Source organism: Streptomyces sp. NPDC043861, from assembly GCF_056435905.1.
Window position 1 is genome coordinate 56,246 of the sequence record NZ_JBWKDP010000018.1, and the last position, 21,416, is coordinate 77,661.

18 protein-coding genes are annotated in these 21,416 nt (G+C 69.6%); 7 read left to right on the top strand and 11 right to left on the bottom strand.

The genetic code is table 11. The features are described 5' to 3' along the window. Positions 1 to 78: 78 nt before the first annotated feature. Positions 79 to 810 (bottom strand): SRPBCC family protein, encoded by a 732-nt coding sequence (locus AC068D_RS31565; protein ID WP_478826543.1) that lies wholly within the window; start codon positions 808 to 810, stop codon positions 79 to 81. 9 nt (positions 811 to 819) lie between these two features. Further along, on the bottom strand, positions 820 to 1,476 hold the full coding sequence (locus tag AC068D_RS31570; RefSeq protein WP_478826544.1) for an ArsR/SmtB family transcription factor: 657 nt from the start codon (positions 1,474 to 1,476) through the stop codon (positions 820 to 822). Between the two features lie 188 nt (positions 1,477 to 1,664). On the opposite strand from AC068D_RS31570, the gene AC068D_RS31575 reads away from it, so the two are divergent. From AC068D_RS31575 to AC068D_RS31585, 3 genes are all read left to right on the top strand, one after another. Further along, positions 1,665 to 3,065, top strand: coding sequence for a cytochrome P450 (locus AC068D_RS31575; RefSeq protein WP_478826545.1), 1,401 nt, complete (start codon positions 1,665 to 1,667; stop codon positions 3,063 to 3,065). Next, positions 3,062 to 3,532, top strand: a complete 471-nt coding sequence (locus AC068D_RS31580) for a nitroreductase family deazaflavin-dependent oxidoreductase (RefSeq protein ID WP_478826546.1) — start codon at positions 3,062 to 3,064, stop codon at positions 3,530 to 3,532. Before AC068D_RS31575 ends, AC068D_RS31580 begins: the two co-directional genes overlap by 4 nt. A 293-nt stretch (positions 3,533 to 3,825) precedes the next feature. After that, the gene (locus AC068D_RS31585) at positions 3,826 to 5,313 is read left to right on the top strand and encodes a PP2C family protein-serine/threonine phosphatase (RefSeq protein WP_478826547.1); all 1,488 of its coding nucleotides are present in this window, start codon (positions 3,826 to 3,828) and stop codon (positions 5,311 to 5,313) included. Positions 5,314 to 5,545: 232 nt separating this feature from the next. Here AC068D_RS31585 and AC068D_RS31590 read toward each other — a convergent pair whose 3' ends face one another. Beyond that, on the bottom strand, positions 5,546 to 7,054 hold the full coding sequence (locus AC068D_RS31590) for a DNA-binding protein NsdB (RefSeq protein WP_478826548.1): 1,509 nt from the start codon (positions 7,052 to 7,054) through the stop codon (positions 5,546 to 5,548). Positions 7,055 to 7,286: 232 nt separating this feature from the next. Here AC068D_RS31590 and AC068D_RS31595 point away from each other — a divergent pair, with 232 nt between their 5' ends. Continuing rightward, entirely contained in the window at positions 7,287 to 8,405 is a 1,119-nt protein-coding gene (locus tag AC068D_RS31595) for an aminoglycoside phosphotransferase family protein (RefSeq protein ID WP_478826549.1), read from the top strand. A 114-nt stretch (positions 8,406 to 8,519) separates the two neighbouring features. Here AC068D_RS31595 and AC068D_RS31600 read toward each other — a convergent pair whose 3' ends face one another. Beyond that, positions 8,520 to 9,056 carry an N-acetyltransferase family protein gene (locus tag AC068D_RS31600; RefSeq protein ID WP_478826550.1) on the bottom strand — a complete coding sequence of 179 codons (537 nt, stop codon included), beginning with the start codon at positions 9,054 to 9,056 and terminating at the stop codon, positions 8,520 to 8,522. A 421-nt stretch (positions 9,057 to 9,477) separates the two neighbouring features. Between AC068D_RS31600 and AC068D_RS31605 the strand changes: the two genes are divergently transcribed. Together AC068D_RS31605 and AC068D_RS31610 are read left to right on the top strand one after the other, a co-directional pair. After that, entirely contained in the window at positions 9,478 to 11,418 is a 1,941-nt protein-coding gene (locus AC068D_RS31605) for an N-acetylmuramoyl-L-alanine amidase (protein ID WP_478826551.1), read from the top strand. A gap of 103 nt (positions 11,419 to 11,521) precedes the next feature. After that, a complete protein-coding gene (locus AC068D_RS31610) occupies positions 11,522 to 13,756 on the top strand; it encodes a terpene synthase family protein (RefSeq protein ID WP_478826552.1) in 2,235 nt (744 codons plus the stop codon). Between the two features lie 301 nt (positions 13,757 to 14,057). Here the strand turns inward: AC068D_RS31610 and AC068D_RS31615 are convergent, their stop codons facing one another. From AC068D_RS31615 to AC068D_RS31645, 7 genes are all read right to left on the bottom strand, one after another. After that, on the bottom strand, positions 14,058 to 14,558 hold the full coding sequence (locus AC068D_RS31615; RefSeq protein WP_478826553.1) for a hypothetical protein: 501 nt from the start codon (positions 14,556 to 14,558) through the stop codon (positions 14,058 to 14,060). 96 nt (positions 14,559 to 14,654) lie between these two features. Further along, complete coding sequence (locus AC068D_RS31620; RefSeq protein WP_478826554.1) at positions 14,655 to 15,059, bottom strand: RidA family protein; 405 nt, start codon at positions 15,057 to 15,059, stop codon at positions 14,655 to 14,657. 122 nt (positions 15,060 to 15,181) lie between these two features. Beyond that, positions 15,182 to 15,424, bottom strand: coding sequence for a DUF397 domain-containing protein (locus AC068D_RS31625; protein WP_478826555.1), 243 nt, complete (start codon positions 15,422 to 15,424; stop codon positions 15,182 to 15,184). A gap of 132 nt (positions 15,425 to 15,556) precedes the next feature. Continuing rightward, positions 15,557 to 16,726 (bottom strand): thiolase domain-containing protein, encoded by a 1,170-nt coding sequence (locus AC068D_RS31630; protein ID WP_478826556.1) that lies wholly within the window; start codon positions 16,724 to 16,726, stop codon positions 15,557 to 15,559. Continuing rightward, positions 16,716 to 17,768 (bottom strand): thiolase domain-containing protein, encoded by a 1,053-nt coding sequence (locus AC068D_RS31635; RefSeq protein WP_478826557.1) that lies wholly within the window; start codon positions 17,766 to 17,768, stop codon positions 16,716 to 16,718. The genes AC068D_RS31630 and AC068D_RS31635 overlap by 11 nt, the downstream gene beginning before the upstream one ends. A gap of 2 nt (positions 17,769 to 17,770) precedes the next feature. After that, a complete protein-coding gene (locus AC068D_RS31640) occupies positions 17,771 to 18,742 on the bottom strand; it encodes a Zn-ribbon domain-containing OB-fold protein (protein ID WP_478826558.1) in 972 nt (323 codons plus the stop codon). A gap of 42 nt (positions 18,743 to 18,784) precedes the next feature. Then, positions 18,785 to 19,585, bottom strand: coding sequence for a crotonase/enoyl-CoA hydratase family protein (locus AC068D_RS31645; protein ID WP_478826559.1), 801 nt, complete (start codon positions 19,583 to 19,585; stop codon positions 18,785 to 18,787). 169 nt (positions 19,586 to 19,754) lie between these two features. Between AC068D_RS31645 and AC068D_RS31650 the strand changes: the two genes are divergently transcribed. Then, positions 19,755 to 21,377: an acyl-CoA synthetase gene (locus tag AC068D_RS31650; RefSeq protein WP_478826648.1), complete on the top strand. Its 1,623-nt coding sequence runs from the start codon at positions 19,755 to 19,757 to the stop codon at positions 21,375 to 21,377. The last annotated feature ends 39 nt before the right edge of the window (positions 21,378 to 21,416 follow it).

A 21,416-nucleotide genomic window follows, 5' to 3' on the forward strand; every position in this document is an offset into this window, starting at 1 on the left:
CCGATCGATGCCCCGCACGGCGATGGCCCCCCGTGCGGGGCGGGGTCGTCCTCCGACGGCCGCCGCCCCGCATCGCGGTCACTGGGCGAACAGCTCGCCGAGCCGGGAACGCCAGGCATTCCCGGTCTTCGCGGCGTCGGCGCCGGGGGCAAAGTCGTGGACGCCGACGCCGACCGGGGCCCCGAAGTGGTTGCGCCCGAAGAAGCGGTACATCGCGTCGGCCGTGCGCAGCCCGATGAAGTACCGGTTGCGGTAGTCGACGACCGCATCCACCGGTCCGGTGCCGGGCAGTTCGATCCGCACCGTCGCGCCCTCCGCAGTGTCGTCCGCCAGGCCGAGACCGCGGCTCAGCGCGTCCATGGCACCGGGCGTGATGGAGGTCGCGGGCGCGTCGGCCGACGCGTACACAGCGGCGCGACCGGTGAAATGGGTCAGATACTGGCGCAGGGTGTGCAGATAGAAGTCGGTGTGCCTGCTTGCGCCGTCGTACTGGTTGTCCCAGTCGTCGACGAAGATTCCGCTGTGAACGTAGCGGACCCGGCAGCCGCCGCCCTCAAGGGGTTCGATCACATGATCGACCTGATTGAACCTGACCTCGGGGCAGTCGGCCGGACTCTCCGCACGCCCGGTGAGGCGGTGCGGTGGGTCCCAGGCCGCGACGGTGCCGCCGAAGGGAGCCGCGCCCCCCTCCTTCGGCTCGTACTCCATGGGCCACAGCCAGCCGGCGGTACCGGTCGTGATCGCGTCCCAGACCTGTTCGGGGCTTGCGTCGACCTCGAACTCGCGGATGATCTCGAATTCCTTGGACATGGCGGCTCCTCATACGTTCTCGGGCGCGCTGTCGGCAGGCCCGGGGGTGGCAGGGGTTTCGGGGACGGTCCGAGTCTGCGGGCCGGGTCTGACCGCGGGGTGCAGCGCGACCACGATGCGGTGCTCGCGTCCGCCGTCGGAGTCCTCGTCGTGGTACTTGGCCACGAGCGCACCGACTCCGCGCGTCAGTTCCTCCACGAACGCGGCGCGGTCTGCGGCGGAGGCGAACCGCACCTCGGCGTCGAGGGCATACGTCGCCAGGCGCTTGCGGGCCTTCGCCGCGCCGGTGAGCAGCGTCCCGACGTCACGGACCAGGCGGGCGGCGACGGCCAGCAGCCAACGCGCCGACAGCTGGTCTCGGAATCGCGCCGGGTCCGGCTGCAGAGCGGCGAGGGCGAGTGGCGAGATGACGTACGACGCGGCGGTGGCCCGCATGAGCCGCTCGGTGACGTTGCCCTTGCGGCGCTCACCCGCCAGCTCGACCAGTCCGTGCCGCTCCAGGGCCTTCAGGTGGTAGTTCACCTTCTGGCGGGGCAGCCCGACACGGCCGGCCAGCATCGTCGCCGACGCGGGTCCGGCTGCCAGCTCGGCAAGCAGCCTGGCACGCATCGGGTCCAGGGACACCGCTGCCGCCGACGCGTCCTCGATCACGGTCACATCCAGCATGTCCCCACCCTCCCACCGACAACTTTTTTTGTCCAGACTCATTTCACTGTCGGCTGGACGGGGTGGGAGTGCGTGCGACGAAGTCGTGTCGTGTGGTGCACAGGTCATGCAGAGTGGTCGTGTACATGCCGTGGGTAGGGCGACAGGCCGCCGGCAGACCGGTGGCCCACACTTCGGGGAGGCATGGGATGAGCGCAGGAGCCACTGTTCCGGGACGGGACGCGGCGGGGCGGGGAAGCGGCACCGTCGTCCCAGGGCCGCGACGGCTGCCGGGGCTCGGCAACCTGCCCGCGTTCGCACGCGATCCACTCGGGTTCTTGGTGAGGCTGCGGGGATGCGGGGACCTGGTGGAGTGGCGGCTCGGACCGCAGCGCGCGCTGTTCGTCTCACGTCCCGAGCACATCGGCGAACTGCTGACCGGTATCGAGACCGAGTTCCGCCATCCCGAGCTGGGGTGGGCGTTCAAGCTGGTACTGGGTGACGGAGTGGTGACGTCGGAAGGCCCGGCGTGGCGGCGGAAACGGGCGCTCGTCCAGCCGGCCGTGCGGCCCCGGCAGGTGAGATCGTACGCGCGGACCATGGCCGAGTGCGCAGCCGAGGTGGCAGATGCCTGGCAGCCGGGGCAGGTCATCGATGTACGGCGGGAAATGCTGGCGCTGACTCAGCGGATCGCCGTACGGACCTTGTTCGGAACCGACACGGCCGGCCGGGAGGAGGCGATCGGCTCGGCCATGGATGTGGCGCAGCGGGCGATCGGCAACGAGTTCCGCGGAATCACGCTGTTTCTGCCACCGTGGGTGCCCACGCCCGGCCGGCGCAGGCTGCGCAGGGCCGTCGAGGTGATCGACGCAGAGGTGGGGCGGGTGACCGCACAGCGGCGGCACGGTGGCGGGGAGCGGGACGATCTGCTGAGCCGGCTGCTGGGTGCCCGAGACGAGGAGGGACTGCCGTTGTCCGAGAAGGAGGTCCGGGACGAGGCGGTGACCCTCTACATCGGCGGGCACGAGACCACGGGCACGACGCTCACCTGGGCCTGGTACCTGCTGTCCCGCAACCCCGGCGTCCGTGCACGGCTCGGAGAGGAACTGGAGTCCGTCCTCGGCGGCCGCGCACCGGAGTTCGACGATCTGCGGCGCCTTCACTACACCGAGCACGTGGTGAAGGAGACGCTGCGCATGTTCCCCCCGGTGTGGCTGATGACGGGGATCGCGAAGGAGGGGTCGGCCCTCGGCGGTCTGCAGGTTCCGGAAGGCACGGTGGTGTGGTCCAGCCAGTGGAGCGCGCACCGGGATGCACGGTGGTTCCCGGAGCCGGAGGAATTCCGGCCGGAACGCTGGGCCGTGGATGCCGAGCCGGCCGCTCCTGACCATGCCTGGTTCCCCTTCGGCGGCGGCGCGCGGGCCTGCCTCGGGGCGCGGTTCGCGATGGTGGAGGCCGTCCTGGTGCTGGCCACGCTCGGACAGCGCTTCCATGTCGACGCGGCCCGGGGCGAGGTTCGGCCGAGGCCGGGCCTGACCCTGCAGCCGGGCAGCCCGGTGCGCGCGGTGCTACGACCCGCCGCTGCACAGGGAGTTACGGTGACACCATGACCGAACACGATGCGGAACACGCTGCCGGCGCGGGCCCGGATGCGGTGGACGTCAGTCCCACGGGGTGGGTCGCCAAGCAGGCTCAACTGTACGAGGAGTCGGGCGGCACCAGGGGAACGACCATACAGGGCGCTCCTTGTCTGCTCCTCGACTACAGAGGACGGCGGTCGGGCATCTGGCGGCGCACCGTCCTGATCTACGGCCGTGACGGCGACGACCATCTGATCGTGGCCTCCAACGGCGGTTCTCCCCGGCACCCGCTGTGGTACCTGAATCTCCAGGATGAGCCGGACGTGTGGCTGCGTGTCGGCGAGGACCGGTTCGCGGCACGCGCGGAGACGCTGTCACCGGGGGAAAAGGCACGGGTGTGGTCGCATCTGGTCGAGGTGTTCGCACCGTACGCCGGCTATCAGCAGGGCACCGACCGGGACATTCCGGTGGTACGGCTCAGGCGAACCGGGATGTGAGGCATACCAGCCCGGACTTGACCGGACGGCCCGGCCGGTTCCCTTCCGAGCGACCGTCCGGGGGCCTCTTCGAGCGGGGCTACTCTGGTGACGAGTGACGACCGGACACCGGTGGCCCCCGCCCTTCGGCGTGCCGCCGGTCCGGGTCGTCCACTAGGAGCCTTTGGCATATGTCAGAAGCACCACCGTATCGAGTGTTGCCAAATCCCTTACGCGTCCTTGCTCGCTGTGCAACAGTCGTAACCGGTCCTTATCTCAGACCTGGCCGTGACGCGCCTGTATCGGAGTACGACATGCCGTCCCATCTGTTCGCGGACCGTCCCGCCCCGCAGCCGCCCAGGCGCGGCACGGTGGACGAGTTGATTTCGCAGACCCGCAGACTGCGCGGTGATGTGGACGCGGTCAGGCGCGACGCGGTGATCGACGACGACGATCCGCACAGGCGTTGGCAGCGGGCGCTGTGCGATCTGGCGGTCCATCATCTCGACGACCTCGGCTCCCATTTGGGTCAGCTCAAGGAAGGCCCGCCCGATTTCTCGGACACGCATCCGGCGTCCTGTCCGGACGTGTACGAGGAACCGGGCGCCTTAGAGCCACAGACCTTCGGGGACGAAGCGATCGCTCCGCACGACGCGTCATCGGGTGCCGGTTCCCTGCTCAGCCGCGTCGGCAGTGCCGAGTGGAATCTGCTGACGGACGAGGTCAGTTGGTCGGACGAGCTCTTCCAGATCTTCGGCCGGCCGGCGGACAGCGGCCCGATGTCGCTGGACGAGCTGCCCGCCATGGTGTTCGCCGAGGACCAGAGCCTGCTCACTGCGATGGTGACGGACTGCCTCATCGACGGGAAGCCCATCGACGGCGAGTTCCGGATCGTACGGACCGATGGTTGTGTCCGTACGATCCATATGATGGGTGAGCCGGTGCTGGACTCCGACGGCTGCACCGCCTCGATGTGGGCGGTCTTACGGGACGTCAGCGAACTGCGCAGGACACAGCGCGCCGTACGGGAATCACGTGACACGTTGGCCCGTCGGCAGCACACCGACCAGGCGGAGCGCAGGATGGCGCAGGAACTCCAGGAGTCGGTCCTGCCGCCATGGCGTGGCTCGCACACGCTCCCCCAGGACGGGCCCGCGGCTCTGGATCTGGCCGGTCGCCGCCTTCCCTCCGCGATCGGCACACTGATCGGAGGGAATTGGTTCGACGCCCATGAACTTTCTCTCAACGGCGTGCTGTTGAGCGCGGGAGATCTCACGGGCCATGGAGTGAGCGCCACTTCGACAATGGCGATGGTGCTGGGCGCGCTGCGCGGGATGGCCGTGGCGGGTATCCGGCCCGGCCCACTGATGGGGCACCTCAACCAGCTTCTGGAGACCGCGGCACAACCCGCGCTGGGCAGCGCGATGTGCTGCCACTACGACACATCGACACGGACGCTCACCTGGGCGCAGGCGGGGCACCCCGCCCCGGTGCTGTTCCGCGATGGGACGGGGCGCCCGCTGACGCCGCCGGCAGGAGTGCTTCTCGGCTCGACCCCGGGCGCCGTGTACGAGCAGGCCGAAGAACGGCTCCTGCCAGGGGACTTGCTGGTGCTGCACACCGACGGGCTGGTCCGGGGCGACGACGTCCGTGGCGGGTCCGGTGTGGACCGCCTGCTGGCTCTCGCCCCCCGCCTCACCGTGTCGCGTTCCGCGCATGAGTGTGCGCGGGCGATCGTCGAGGAGTTCGGCGAGTACGAGCGTGAGGACGACGCCTGTGTGATGGTCGCCAGGATCGGCTAGCGCATCACATCCGGCCCTTCGGCCCGGCACCGTCCGCCGGGCAGGGCACCGGCGTACGTTCGGTCGGATCGCTCACCGGGTGACAGTCCGGCGGTGCACCGGTTTCGTGTCCGGCGATGACGGGATGTGCCGGGTACGGCATCGGATGATCGGGATGTACGGGGTGCAGGGTCGGTCGACGGACATGGCCGGTCCCGGCCGGCATCGCAGCGGAGTCACCGGTCCGCTGCGTTCAGATCTCCGCGCTCCTGTGCCGCTTGGACGGACTGTTGGGCAGGGCCAGTTGGATCTCCGCACGAAGATCCTCGATCTTTGCGTATCCGGCGTAGTGTCCGGTGAGCCGGTACATCTCGCGCAGCCGGTCCCAGGTGCGGTGGGAAGAGGTCTCCCCCATGGACACCAGCGCCAACCGCGCGTAGCGGTCGGCCTGCTCCGGGTCGTCGGCGATGAAGCAGGCAGAGGCTAGCGAGATGTAGTCGAAGATCTTGGATCGTTGGCGGCCGCCCTCCCGCAGTTCCAGCGCATGCTTGGCATGGCGCTGTGCGGTGTTCGCGGCGGCGGGCTCATGCTCGGCGAGCGTCCGGTAGGCCAGGGCCTGCATGCCGTGCAGGTCCGCCTCGTCGAACATCTGCATCCAACTGGGCGGCGGCACATCGCCCTTGTCCGACACGAACAGTTCTTCGGCCTCCCCGAGAGTCCGGCGCATGGCCTGGCCCCGGCCCATGGAAGCGTGTGCCCAGGCCTCGATGGTGCGCAACATCGCATGCGTCCGCGGGAGGGTCTCCTCGCCCGATCCGGACTTGGCGAGCTTCATCAGGTCGAGGGCGTCGTCCGGGCGGCCGAGATGCACCATCTGACGGGCGGCCCTCGAGAGCGCTTCGCCGGCACGGGGGCGGTCGCCGCCCTCCCTGGCCGCATGTGCGGCGATGACGAAGTACTTCTGAGCGGTGGGTTCGAGGCCGATGTCATGGGACATCCAGCCGGCGAGTACGGCGAGATTGGCGGCGACGCCCCACAGGCGCCGCTGGAGATGGTCGGGGTGCCGGTAGGCGAGCATGCCGCCCACTTCGTTGAGCTGGCCCACAACGGCCTTGCGCTGGAGCCCGCCGCCACGCGCCGCGTCCCAGGCGCGGAACACCTCGACGGAGCGTTCCAGTGCCTCGATCTCCTGCGACCCGATGGGGGCGGCCTCATAACGGTCGAACCCAGCGGGGTCGGCGTGCAGGGGATCATTGAAGACGGGAGCGCCCGAGCGGGAGCCGCTTCCGGCGATTGCGGGGTCGGCGTGCAGCCAGTCGTACATGGCGTTGCTGAGTGCGGAGCCTGCGGCGAGCGCGGCACCCGCGCCCACCAAGCCGCGTCGGTTGAGCATGAGGTCCATTCCCGTGAATTCGGTGAGGACCGCCGCCGTACGTTCGGGCGCCCATGGCAGGCCGTCAGGGTTCTGCGTGTCTCTGACGTCCCGCCGTTTTCCCGCGCGCCTTTGCCGTACGAAACCGAGGTCCTCGATGGTCACGACACGGCCGAGTCGCTCGGTGAACAGAGCTGCCAGCACTTTGGGCACCGGATCGCGAGGGATCTCCCCCATGTCGATCCAACGCCGTACCCGCGAGGTGTCGGTCGCCAGCTGCGGATGGCCCATGGCCGCCGCCTGCCGGTTCACGAGCCGCGCAAGTTCGCCCTTGGACCAGCCGGCGAGGCCGAACAGGTCGGAAAGGCGGGTGTTGGGTTCTCCGGTCACGTCAAGCCCCCAGATTCTCGGCTGAGTTGACAGTAACCCCGTGTCAGATGCGTGGCGACTATTCGCCAGGGTTCGCCAGGGTGCGCCAGATGGTGTGCCACCCGCGGCCGGGTGTCAGGTAGGAACGCGCCACCCCGCCCCGGCAGCCTGACCGCATTCCCCAGGTGTCGAAGGCTTCCGGGGCAGGGCCGCGCACGCGACTTGTCGGCACACGAAGGGATCTGTCTCGCCCATGTACACAGCATCGTCCTCCGTGTCCGCCCCGCCCCGGCCCCAGCGATCCGTACCTGTCGGCGGCAGGCCGTTTCTCGACCCCGCCAATGCCGGACGGGCCCGCCGGTGGCCGACGACCACCGGCCAACCGCTCAGCGGGAGAATCGACTTGTCCGGCCCTCAGGGCGCCCAGCTGCGCATGGCGATCGCGTCGGTGCACCGGATCTGCCCGGAGTTCAATCCGGTGCAGGTCCTGCGGAGGAGCGGGCGCTCGGTCCTCCTCGTCGGCAGCACAGGGCGCGCGACCGCGGTCGCCAAGTGTTTACTGGACCAGTCCCCGGTGTGGGCGGAACGGTTCCGGCACGAGATAACTGCTTATCGTGCGTTCGTCCGGCACCGGCCACCGGTGCGGGTGCCGCGGCTCATCGCCGCGGATCCGGACAACTGCACACTGGTGATCGAGCGCATGGCCGGCCGCCCCGCCGCGCTCGTACGGCATCCGACCGAAGCACCGCCACGAGCGGATGTGCGGGCGGTGCTCGGGGCGATCGCCCGGCTCAACTCTTGGCGGCCGCCGGCCGGAATGTTCGACGCTCCACTGGACTACGCCTCGCGGATCTCCCGCTATCACGAGCTGGGGCTGTTCACCGACCGCGATCTGGGCGATCTGCAGAAACTGCTGCACGGTCTGGCGCATGCCAGCGGGCGGCACGGCGTCGGACAGTTCTGTCACGGCGACGCGCTGCTGTCGAACATACTGCTCGCGCCGACCGGTCCGGTGCTGGTCGACTGGGAGCACGCAGGCTGGTATCTGCCGGGCTACGACCTCGCCACGCTCTGGGCCGTCATGGGTGACGCACCCCTTGCACGGCGGCAGATCAGCCAACTCGCCCAGCAGTCGGGGCCCGCCGCACGGGACGCGTTCCTGGTGAACCTGATGCTGGTGCTGACCCGGGAGATCCGGACCTACGAGACGGCGGTGCAGCGAACGATGCGGGAGGCTGCTCCGGCAGGAACCGCAGTGCTGCCCCCTGGTGGAATGTCGTCCGGGGAGGAGCAGCGACTGCTGTTGCGGCGCCTGCACGACGACTGCGCGCTCGCACGGCGAGCCGTGCGCGCTGCGGTCGGCACTCGCTGACCGTCGACGAGGGGGAGGAGCGCTGCGTGCCCAGTGCCGACACACTGGACGCGCAGCGCTCTGCTGTCTGCCGACTGACGGACCGGGGGCCGGCTTCAGGCACCGGCCGGGGTCCTACAGCTGAATGAGGATGTCCACGACGGGTCCGTCCCCTCCGGCCGACAGACCGTGGGCCTCTGCCGACGGCACGTCCAGGTTCTCCAGGACATGCAGCATCGGCGTGTTCTCGGCGGCCACCGATGCGGTCAGCATGTGGTGTCCGTCCCGGCGCGCCACATCGGCCGCGTGAGCCGCGAGCGCCGTGCCCAGACCCTTGAACTGCCATGCGTCCTCGATCAGCACGGCGAGTTCCCCCACACCGTGCTCATCCGTGCGCATGACGTTGGTCATCGCGATGATGCGGTCCGTGCGCTGGGCGGTGGTGGTGACCAGGGTGGTGCCGCGCGCCGGATCGGACAGCAGCCGCCATCCGGCAGGGGACAGCTGGGGCTTGCCCGCGTGGTAACGCAGCGCCCGGCTTCCCGGTGAACATCGGTGGTGCAGTGCCTGGATCGGTCCCAGGTCGGCGGGTGTCGCCTTCCGGGTCCGGGTGGTGGTGCCGTCGGTCAGTGTGATCGGGTGCTCGGCGCCCCGATGACCGGCATCGGGCATGCGACGGTCTCCTCACATCTTTGCGAATGTGGATGATGTGCCGCGGGGTCCCGGTACGGGCGCCGCCCCGCCTTGGCACAGGAGCAGTCTTTTGCCACTTCGCGGCCGGCTCAAGGCCGGATCACGCCAAATCGATTACGCTTCGCGCACTGAGCGTCACTCATTGAAACCGGCAACTGTTCGATCCGGACGCTGACGCCTCCTCATGGTCGGCGGCGAGAAGGGACATTGGTTCATTCCGGTGACACGTCACAGGCCATCGCGCCACCGGTGCCGACCCGTTGACGTGCCCTTCGGTAGCCGCTACCCCTGTAGCGAGTCCGGCACCGCACGTTCCTTTGCACATCACCCGTCTCCGGAGGCTGCATTGCGAGGACGAGGATCCGCTTCCCCGCCGCCCAGAGGTCCAAGCACCCGCGGCGTGGCGGCTGTCGCCCTGCTGCTGTCCCTGATCCCGGCCGGCCCGCCCGCCGCCGCACAGCAATCCGCCGGAGGTCTGCAGCGGGACTTCGCAACTGCGGCGGCCGAGTCCGGCGTACCCGAGCCGGTGCTGCTCGCCGTCTCCTACCTTCAGTCCCGTTGGGACGGGCACGGGGGCGCGCCGAGCGTGACCGGCGGATACGGGCCCATGCATCTGACGGACGCCCCAACGGCCCTGGCCGAAGCGCCGCACCATGCGGACGTCCGGGAGGACGCACGGGGTGACATCTCCCGTCCGCGGCGGACCAGCAGGGTCAGGGCCATGGCTCCGGAACCTTCGGCTCTGCCACCCCGGTTGCGGACGCTCGAGCGGGCCTCGGAGCTCACCGGAATCCCCTCGGCACGGCTGCGCACCAGTCCGGCCGCGAACATCCGTGGCGGGGCGGCTCTCCTCGCCGAGGCACAGCGACAGCTCGGCCAGGAGCCGAGCAGGGATCCGGCGGACTGGTACGGGGCGGTGGCGCGCTTCTCCGGCGCGGATGACACGGCGACCGCGACGACGTACGCCGACGAGGTGTTCGCTGTCCTGCAGTCCGGTCAGCACCACACCACCGACAGCGGCGAGCGGGTCGTCCTGCCCGGCGATCCCACCCTGCGTCCGGACAGGGCGACGGCCCGGGAGCTCGGACTGCGCACGGTCGACCAGGACCTGACGGAGTGTCCGCGCACGGTGGCCTGCGAGTGGATCCCGGCGCCGTACCAGGATCTCGGCGAAGGCGACTACGGCAATCACGACAAGGCGAACCGGCCGGTGTCCCAGTCGGTCGACTACATCGTCATCCATGACACCGAGGCGAGCTGGGACACCACACTGAGGCTCGTTCAGGACCCCGCCTATGTGTCCTGGCAGTACTCTCTGCGCTCGTCGGACGGGCACATCGCCCAGCATCTGCGGCTCAAGGACGTCGGCTGGCATGCCGGGAACTGGTTCGTCAACGCCAAGTCGGTCGGCCTCGAGCACGAGGGCTTCCTGGTCAGCCCTGACGCCTGGTACACGGAGGCGATGTACCGCACATCGGCGCGCCTGGTGCGGTACCTCGCCCAGCAGTACGGCATCCCACTGGACCGTCAGCACATCATCGGCCACGACAATGTGCCGGGCACGGTGCCTTCGACCATTCCGGGCATGCACACGGACCCGGGCCCCTACTGGGACTGGGCCCACTACTTCGCCCTGCTCGGGCGGCCGTTCATGCCGTCCGCCGGTCCGGGAGCGGCCGTGGTGACGATCCGTCCGGACTATGCGGCGCACCGGCCTCCCTACACCGGCTGTGCGAAGCCCGGTGATTCCTGTGCCGCGCACGGATCCGGTGCGGTGCGGCTCCACACGGCACCGGACGCCTTCGCCCCTCTGGTGAGCGACATCGGTCTGCGCCCGGGGGGTGAGGCCTCGACGACCGGTGTGAACGACACGGGGGCCCGGGCGTCGACGGGACAGCAGTTCGCGGTCGCCGGGCGACGCGGGGACTGGACGGCGATCTGGTACCTGGGGCAGATGGCCTGGTTCCACAATCCGCCCACCCGGCCGACCGCGGTGGGTGCGCGTGCCACCGTGCTCACTCCGCGGGAGGGTCTCGCGGAAGTGCCGGTGTACGGGAGGGCCTATCCGGAGCCGTCCGCGTACCCGGCGGGAGTTCCGGTGCAGGCCGTGACACCGCTTCCGTACAGACTGCTCGCGGGCCAGCAGTACGTGTCCGGTGGACGGACTCGGGGCGAGTACTACTACGCGCCGGCGTACGACACGACGGGGCACACGCTCGTGCGCGGCCAGGAGACGTACTACGAGATCCAGTTCGGGCACCGGGTCGCATTCGTGAAGGCCGCGGACGTGCGCGTTTCGAAGCGCCGGGGGCCGGAGCTGCGGGTTCATCCGGACGGGTGATCACCGCGGTCGCGTGGGCGGACAGGGCGACGGGTAGGGCTGGCCCGTACGCGACCGGTCCGCGCGGCTCGCGCGCGGACGCTCACCGAAAGGCCGGGCACGCATGGCACAGCCCTTCGCACTGCCGGATTTCTACGTACCGTATCCGGCACGCCTCAACCCCCATGTCGATGTGGCGCGTCAGCACACCAGGGAGTGGGCACGCCGCATGGGCATGCTGGAGGGGTCGGGGATCTGGGAGCAGGAGGATCTGGACGCCCACGACTACGCCCTGCTCTGTGCATATACGCACCCGGACTGCTCGGCCGAGGCGCTTTCGCTGGTCACGGACTGGTACGTGTGGGTGTTCTTCTTCGACGACCACTTCCTGGAGGTCTTCAAGCGCACCGGGGACCGGGAGGCGGGCAAGGCGTATCTGGACCGGCTGCCGGCGTTCATGCCGTTGGACCCCGGTCAGGGCACTCCCGATCCCGTGAACCAGGTCGAGGCGGGTCTCGCCGATCTGTGGGCGCGGACCGTCCCGGCCATGTCGCCGGACTGGCGGACCCGTTTCGCGACGGCGACCGAGCATCTGCTGAACGAGTCGATGTGGGAGCTCGACAACATCAACGCGGGACGGGTCTCCAACCCGGTGGAGTACATCGAGATGCGTCGCAGGGTCGGCGGCGCACCCTGGTCGGCGGGACTCATCGAGTACGCGGCGGGCGCCGAGGTGCCCGCGCAGGTGGCCGGCTCGCGTCCGCTGCGTGTGCTCACGGAGACCTTCGCCGACGCCGTGCATCTGCGGAACGACCTGTTCTCCTACCAGCGTGAGGTGGAGGACGAGGGCGAACTCAGCAACGGTGTCCTCGTCCTGGAGACCTTTCTGGACTGTACGACACAGGAGGCGGCCGAAGCCGTCAACGATCTGCTGACCTCGCGACTGCAGCAGTTCGAGAACACCGCCCTGACCGAAGTACCGGCGCTCTGTGCGGAGAAGGGCCTGAACCCGGCGGAGTGCGTCGCGATCGCGGCCTATGTGAAGGGACTCCAGGACTGGCAGTCCGGCGGTCATGAATGGCACATGCGCTCGAGCCGCTATATGAACCAGGACGTGGAGCGCGGTCCCTCGCTGTCAGGCGGAGTGCTCGGCACCTCTGCCCTGGACATCCGGACGCTCTTCGGGCGGCCGGCCACGGCGCGTCTTCGGAGCCTCACCCATGTGCCGCACAGGCGCACCGGTCCGTCCTTGCTGCCCGACTTCGACGTCCCGTTCCCTCTGACGCTCAGTCCGCATCTGGACGACGCGCGGAACAGATCCGTCGCCTGGGCGGGCCGCATGGGCCTACTGGACGACATCTGGGACGAACCGATGCTCGCCGGCTTCGACTTCGCGTTGTGCTCGGCCGGGCTCGATCCGGACGCCACCCCGGAGGAACTGGAGCTCAGCGCCGAGTGGCTGACGTGGGGGACGTACGGGGACGACTACTACCCGCTGGTGTTCGGGAGAGCGCGCAGGCTCCTCGAGGCGAAGGTCTGCAACGACAGGCTGATGGCCTGCATGCCCCTGGACGATCCGGACGCGGGCGTGGCGCTGGCGGCGAGTCCGATGGAGCGGGGGCTGGCGGACCTCTGGGCGCGGACCGCGGGACCGATGGGTGCGGAGGCACGGGCGGCACTGCGCCGGGCGGTCGATGTGATGCTGGAAAGCTGGCTGTGGGAGCTGCACAACCAGGCCCAGCACCGGGTCCCCGACCCCGTCGACTACATCGAGATGCGGCGCCTGACGTTCGGCTCCGAACTCACGATGCTGCTGTGCCGGCTGCGGCACGAGGGGGAACTGCCTCCGGAGGTCTACCGCAGCGGAACGGTGCGCGGCCTGGAGAGCTCCGCATCGGACTACGCCATGCTCATCAACGATCTGTTCTCGTACCAGAAGGAGATCGAGGTAGAGGGTGAGGTGCACAACTGCGTCCTGGTGGTGCAGTCGTTCTTCGGCTGCGACTACCGGGCGGCCGTGAACATCGTGGACGACCTGATGAGATCCCGGCTACGCCAGTTCCTGCATCTGAAGGAGTACGAACTCCCGCTGCTGTGTGAGGAGTTCGGGCTGGATGACCGGGGCAGGGACGCACTCGGCGCCTATGTGCGCGAGCTGGAGGACTGGCTCGCCGGAATCCTGAACTGGCACCGGTGCGCACGACGGTACGAGGAAAAGAATCTGCCGCACGGCGCAGGTTCACCGCTGCGCACCGGCGGACCCACCGCGCTCGGCATGTCGGCCGCCAGGATCACCACGCTGCTGCGGCAGACACCGTCCGGTGGGCCTGACGCCTCGGCGGGAGTGGTCCGGGTCTGAGGCCTGTCCCGGCGAGGTCCAACGGCTCGCGATGTCCGGCGCTCGGGGTCTGCCCGGACCCGCCGGGGCCGAGGGGAAGGATCACACGGCTGTGGCGGACCCCGGCGAGTCGGGGGGAGTGCCCCCACTCGGCCCGAGGGCGGGGGAGCTCGCCCTGCCGGTGACCCTTCCGTCACGGCAACCGGCCCGCACCGTCCCTGTGGCCTTCGGGGCGCGAACGGGGCCCCGGCCGCCGCCCCGGGGTGCGCGACGGTGGCCCGTCATGACCTGGTCATGACGGGCCACCCTGCGGCCACGGAGGTCAGCCCTGCTGGAAGAGTTCCGCAGGCAGCGGCTTGAGCAGCGCGTACAGATCGTCGGTGATCGGCCGGTCCCAGCTGGCGATGGTGACGAGGACATGGTCACTGCGGTCGAACTGGACGCAGGAGATACGGCTCTCGGAGAGCTTGATCCGGCGCACGATCAGCAGGTTGTCGCCCTGCATCACCGGGACGTCCTCGGTACCGGTGACCGTGACCTCCTCGTCGTTCTCCAGCGCCGCGAGGAGCTGGGCGACCTCGAAGGGGATCTGCCCGTCGGCAAGCTCCCGGGCGGGCGAGCCCTCGGGCAGATTGCCGATGATCATCGCCGGTCCGCGGCCGCCGAACAAGTCGTAGCGGAGGAACACGCCCTGGCAGCTGCCGTCGGGCGCGGGCAGCAGCCCTGCGCCGAGATTGCCGGGCCAGTCCCCCGGGTCCATGGCCAGGACGTCGAAGTCCGGGCCGGCGGGATTGGCGGCGCTGCGGCGGCGGAGGAAGGACATGCCGCCATGGTACGTGCCCGGGGGCTTCCCACGCCGACCTGGGTGCGCCCGGCGCCGGGCCTGTGCGACCGGTGACGGGCAGGTCCTCCGGACGGGTCAGCCGACGATCGCGTCGAGCTCCACCTCGACCAGCCAGGTGGGGTCGATGAAGCGGGAGACCTCGACGAACGTGCACGCGGGGCGCACGGCGGACAACCGCTCGCCGTGCGCCCGCGCGGCTTCCTTCCAGCGCTCGATGTCGGTGAGCATGATGCGGGTCCTCACGACGTCCTCGATCGAGGCGCCCGCCTCGGTCAGTGCACGTTCGGCGATGTCCAGGCAGCGGAGCGTCTGGGCATGGACGTCACCGGGTCCCACAGTGGTGCCGTCGTCGCCGATGGGAGCGGTGCCCGCGACAAGAACATGAGCCCCCTTGCGTACCGCCCGTGAGAAGCCGATCTCCGGCTCCAGCGGCGACCCCGAGCTCACGTTGCGCCGTGACCGGTGCGGTTCGGGTTCCATGCCGTCAGGATCGCAGGTCCGGTCGTCGCCGGCTGACGGCAGGGCGTCCCTGAGTGCATCGATGTGCTGTCAGGAGCCTCTCCATGCCGGAAGTGGGGGCGCCATGCGCCGGCAGGGAGGCTTCAGGTGAGGTCGAACTCCCCTCCGCGAGCGTTCAGGACGAAGGCACGCCATTCGGCCGGAGTGAAGATCAGCGAGGGGCCCTCGGGCCTGCCTCCGTTGCGCATCGCGATGAAGCCCTCGACGAAGGCGATCTGGACGTCCCCCGTGCCCTGACTGCCCGACTGCCATTCGGCCTGGCTGAGGTCGAGGTCCGGCTTGTCCCAGCCCGCAAGGGGCTGCTGCGTGGTGATGCTGTCGGCCACGTCCCTACTCCTCCCGGTTCGTCGTCCGGGCTCAGACTAGCGATCGTCGTCGGTCACGGACAGGCCGCCGGAGGAGGCGGAACGTCATGCCCCGCCCGTTCCCACAGCCTTCTCCCCAAGTCGTTCCGCACGTCAGTTCGCCGGGGGTTCGGCCCCGACCAGCCACATGGAGAAGAACTGCGACCCGCCGCCATAGGCGTGGCCGAGCGCCTTGCGGGCGCCCTCGACCTGGTGTTCCCCTGCCTGGCCGCGGACCTGGAGCGCGGCTTCCGCGAACCGGATCATTCCCGACGCGCCGATGGGATTGGTGGAGAGCACACCGCCCGACGGGTTCACGGGGAGATCACCGTCCAGCTCGGTCACCCCCGACTCGGTGAGCTTCCAGCCCTCCCCCTCCGCGGCGAAGCCCAGGTTCTCCAGCCACATGGGTTCGTACCAGGAGAACGGCACGTACATCTCGACGGCGTCGATCTCCCGGCGCGGATCGGCAATCCCGGCCTGCCGGTAGACATCTGCCGCGCAGTCCTTGCCCGCCTGCGGGGACACGAAGTCCTTGCCGGCGAAGAGAGTGGGCTCGCTGCGCATCGCACCACCGTGCACCCAGGCCGGCGGGTGCGGTGAACGGGCCGCACCCCTGCGGTCGGTGAGGATCATGGCGCAGGCGCCGTCGGACGACGGGCAGGTCTCCGAGTAGCGGATCGGGTCCCACAGCATCGGTGAGGACTGGACCTTCTCGAGGGTGATGCCGTGCTCGTGCAGATGGGCGTACGGGTTCTTGAGCGCGTTGCGCCGGTCCTTGAACGCGACAAGGGAGCCGACGGTGTCGGGCGCGCCGCTGCGGCGCATATAGGCCCTGACATGCGGGGCGAAGAAGCCGCCTGCGCCCGCGAGCAGCGGCTGCTGGAACGGGATGGGCAGCGAAAGGCCCCACATGGCGTTCGACTCGGACTGCTTCTCGAACGCGAGGGTGAGGACGGTGCGGTGGACCCGGGCCGCGACGAGGTTCGATGCGACAAGGGCGGTGGAGCCGCCGACCGAGCCCGCGGTGTGGACGCGGAGCATCGGTTTGCCGACGGCCCCGAGGGCGTCGGCGAGATACAGCTCCGGCATCATCACGCCCTCGAAGAAGTCGGGGGCCTTGCCGATGACGACTGTGTCGATGTCCGCCCAGCTCAGCTGCGCGTCGTCCAGCGCGCGGCGGGCGGCCTCGCGGACGAGTCCGGCGATGGAGACGTCGTGGCGCGCAGCGACGTGTTTGGTCTGACCGATACCGACGACGGCCACGGGCTCCTTAGCGGACATCTGCCTCTCCTTCGAGGACGGCGACCAGGTTCTGCTGCAGGCAGGGGCCGGAGGTGGCGTGGGCAAGGGCCCGGTCGGACGCTCCGCGGTGGATCGCGGCGGCGGCCTCGCCGATCCGGATGAGGCCGGCGGCCATGACCGGATTCGCGGCGAGAGCTCCGCCGGACGGGTTGACCCTCACCCTGTCGTCGAGGTCGAGGGCCTTGCGGAGCACGACCTCCTGGGCGGTGAAGGGGGCATGCAGTTCGGCGGTGTCGACGGGCCTTTCGAACGCTCCGGCCCGTTCGGCCGCGAGGCGGGTGGACGGCGAGTCGGTGAGGTCGCGTACGCCGAGGCTGTGCGCTTCGATGCGGTGGTCCATGCCGCGGATCCAGGCAGGGCGCTCGCACAGCTCGCGAGCTCTGTCGCCGGCCGCGAGGATCACGGCCGCCGCTCCGTCTCCGATGGGCGGGCAGTCTCCGGTGCGCAGCGGCTGGACGAGGTATTCGCCCTGCGCGCGCGGGCCGCGGAGCTGGGCGTGCGGGTTGGATGCGCCGGCGGTGCGGCTGCGGGCGGCGACAGCGGCGAGCTCCGGTTCATTCGTATCGCCCCGGTCGATGAGCGCCTGGGCCTGGAGCGCGGCGAGTGCCACGGAGTCCGGCCAGAGCGGGGCGACGTAGTAGGGGTCGAGCTGCCGGGTGAGCACATCGCGGACCGAGCCGGGTGAGGACTTTCCGTAGGAGTAGACCAGCGCGGTGTCGGCCTCTCCGGTGAGGAGCTTCACCCATGCCTCGTACAGGGCCCAGGCTCCGTCCATCTCCACATGGGATTCGGAGATCGGCGGCCAGGCACCGACCCCGTCGAGTGCCATGGTGAACGAGAAGGCCCGTCCGGCGAGGTAGTCGGACGAGCCTGAGCAGGTGAAGTCGATGTCGCCGGCGCGCAGGCCGGTCTTCTCGAGAACGTCGTGCAGTACCGGCATCAGCATCTCGACCTCGGAGAGCTCCTCGCTGCTGCGCCGGTGGTCGGTCTGTGAGAAAGCGACGATCGCGACGTCTCGCATGGCTACAGCAGCTCCTTGTAGGTGTCGTAGTCCGCGTCGGGTTCGCCGGTGGGCCGGTAGTGGTCGGGGTGGCGGCCTCCTTCGGTCCACACCGGTTCGACACGCAGGCCCATGCGCACCTGGTCGTAGGCGATGCCGCCGATGCGGCCGTGCAGGGCGAGATCGGCGCCGTCGAGGGCGATGTGTGCGTAGACGTACGGCACCTCGATGTCCACGCTCGCCGGATGACGGGACTTGATGTTGACGATGCAGAACGTGGTGACTGTGCCCCGCGGGCCGACCTCGACCTGCTCCGTCGTGGCCACGCCGCATGTGGGGCACGCGCCCCGGGGCGGGACGTACACCTTGCGGCAGGAGGGGCAGCGTTCACCGGTGGTCAGCCGGTCCGCGAGGGCGTTGATGTGGCGGGACTGGGCGCGGCCGGGGCTGTAGGTGTAGTCGAGCCGGGCCGGGGCGACGATGCCGAGGACGGGGTTCTCGAACTCTCCGCTGTGGTCCTGCGCCCCGGCGGGCTCCCCGCCGCCCTCGTACGGCTCGAAGCAGGCGATGTCGGTGATGGCTCCGGACCGTTCGGCGGACCAGCGGACACGGACGCGCATTCCGGTGCTCACCCGGTCCGGGCCTGGGGCGTCGAGGGCATGGAGGAGCGCGGTGTCGGCGCCGTCGAGCTTCACCAGTACCCAGGCGAACGGCGTGCCGAGGGGCTGGCCACGGCGCGGCCGTGGGTTCCAGGCCCAGGTGGTGACCGTGCCCGTGGCGCCGACCTCGACGAGGTCGCGAAGCTCCGCCGCGGTGTCCGGGTCGTACTCGACGGGCGGGACGAGGATCCGGCCGGCGGATGTCTTCACGCCCAGGACGGTGCGCTCGCGCAGGCCGGTGAGGAAGGCGGACTGGACGGGGCCGAGGGACCGGGTGAACGGGAACTCGACGACCAGGGGTGCACGCAGCACGTCGGGGGCGGGGGCAGCTGGCATGGGCGGGGCTCCGTTTCTGGACAGCCGGCGGGAGGACGGTGGTCAGGCACGGCGGAAGAGCGGCGGACGCTTCTCGGCGAAGGCCCTCGATCCCTCCTTGGCGTCGGCGGTGTCGAAGACCGGCCAGCCCCGCTTCAGTTCGGCGGCCAGGCCCTCGGTCTCCGCCATCCCGGCGGTCTCGTAGACGGACGCCTTCACGGCTTCGACGGCGAGCGGACCGCATTCATTGATCTGCCCGGCGATGGCGAGGGCCCTCTCGAGTGCGGTTCCGTCCGGGACGACATGGCCGATGAGCCCGATGCGTCCGGCTTCCTCGGCGGTGTACGGGCGGCCCGTCAGCAACATCTCGAGGGCGTGTGTGCGCGGGATCTGGTGCTGAAGGCGGACCGTGGAGCCGCCGATCGGGAAGAGGCCCCGCCTGACCTCGAACAGTCCGAAGGTGGCGCTCTCGCCCGCGACCCTGATGTCGGTGCCCTGGAGAATCTCGGTGCCGCCGGCCACACAGTGGCCCTCGACGGCCGCGATGACGGGCTTGCGGGGGCGGTGGTGGCGCAGCATCGCCTTCCAGTGGAGGTCGGGGTCGGCCTTCAGCCGGTCCCGGTACTGCTGTCCTTCCATCCCCTTTCCGGCGAGGGCCTTGAGGTCCATCCCCGCACAGAAGGAACCGCCTGCACCGGTGAGGACGATGGAACGGACGTCGTCGTCCTCGTCGGCCTCGATCCAGCCGTCGTGGAGGCCGACGAGCATCGAGAGCGACAGTGCGTTCTTCGCCTCGGGCCTGTTGAGCATGAGCACCAGCGTGGCGCCTTCGCGCTGCACGGTGAGGTGTTCCGTACCAGCCATGACCGTCTCCCGTCTCAGGACCTAGAACAGGTTGCAGGAGCCCGTGGCCCAGTTCAATAGTTTTCTGACAGACAGTCAGATTTCTTGTGCGCCAGACCTTCCCAGTTGTCCGCGACGGCGCTCTAATGATCGCTCCGAGACAGTTGCGCGCCCGGGCACAGGAGGAATGGTGGAGTACAACCTTGCCGACCTGTTCGAATCGGTCGTGGACGTGGTCCCGGACCGTGAGGCGCTTGTGTACCTCGACCATCCCGGGACGGGCGAGGAGCGACGGTTCACCTATGCGCAACTCGACGCCGCGGCGAACCGGATCGCCCACCACCTCGCCGACGCGGGCCTGAAGCCCGGCGAACACCTGGGGCTCCACCTGTACAACGGCGTCGAGTATCTGCAGACCCTCCTCGCCTGCCTCAAGGCCCGCATCGTTCCCGTCAACGTCAACTACCGCTACGTGGAGGAAGAGCTGGTCTACCTCTACCGCGACGCCGATCTCGCCGCACTCGTCTTCGACGCCGAGTTCACGGAGCGGGTGGCGTCGGCCGTGCCGCGGACGGACAGGCTGCGGCATCTGGTGCGGGTGGGGACCCCGTCCACGGACGCGCCCGCGCTCCGCTGCACGGCTTTCACGGACGCCGAAGCGGGCGGTTCGCCGGAGCGCGGCTTCGGGCCGCGCTCGGCCGACGACCAGTTCATCATCTACACCGGTGGCACCACGGGGATGCCCAAGGGCGTGATGTGGCGACAGGAGGACCTCTTCTTCGCCGGACTCGGCGGCGGTGCACCGACCGGGGAGCCGGTGAACCGGCCGGAGGAGCTCGCCGAACGGGTGGCCGCGGCGGGTGACGGCATCACGTTCTTCCCCACTCCCCCGCTGATGCACGGCACGTCGACACTCACCGCCTTCATCGCGTTCGACTTCGGGCAGCGGGTCGTGCTGCACCGCAAGTACGTGCCCGAGGAGGTGCTGCGCACGATCGAACAGGAACGAGTCACGAGTGTCTCCCTGGTCGGCGACGCGATGCTGCGGCCGCTGATCGACGCGCTGAACGGACCACTGAAGGGGACGGACCTGTCCGCACTGTTCAGCGTCTCGTCCTCCGGCGCGATCATGTCCGAGACGGTGAGTGAGCAGTTCCGGGCGCTCGCGCCGAACGTCCTCCTGCTGAACAACTTCGGCTCGTCCGAGTCGGGGTTCAATGGCACGGCCACGGAGGACTCGGGTTACGACAAGGGGTTCCGGCTGCGTGTCAACGCCCGTACGCAGGTGGTCGACCCGGTCACCCATGAGCCGGTCGGCATAGGGGAGCCCGGCCGGATCGCGCAGCGCGGCCATGTACCCCTCGGCTACTACAACGACCCGGCGAAGACCGCGGAGACGTTCTTCCACCTGGGTGACGAGCGGTGGGTACTCCTCGGCGACATGGCGACCGTCGACGGCGAGGGCGTCGTGACCGTCCTCGGGCGCGGCTCGCAGTGCATCAACACGGGCGGCGAGAAGGTCTATCCGGAGGAGGTCGAGCAGGCGCTCAAGGCTCATCCCGATGTGTACGACGCTCTGGTGGCGGGGGTGCCCGACGAGAAGTGGGGCAACCATGTGGCGGCGGTGGTGCAGCTGCGCGAAGGTGCCGCCCCACTCGACCTCGACTCCGTTCAGGAGCACTGCCGCAGCAGGCTGGCGGGCTACAAGATCCCCCGCCAGCTGGTGATCACCCCGGCGATTCAGCGGTCACCGAGCGGCAAGGCGGACTACCGATGGGCACGGGCCGTGGCCACGGCGGACGGCGAGGGGTAGGCGCCGGTACCGGCCCGGCGACGCGGGTGGCGCCGCCGG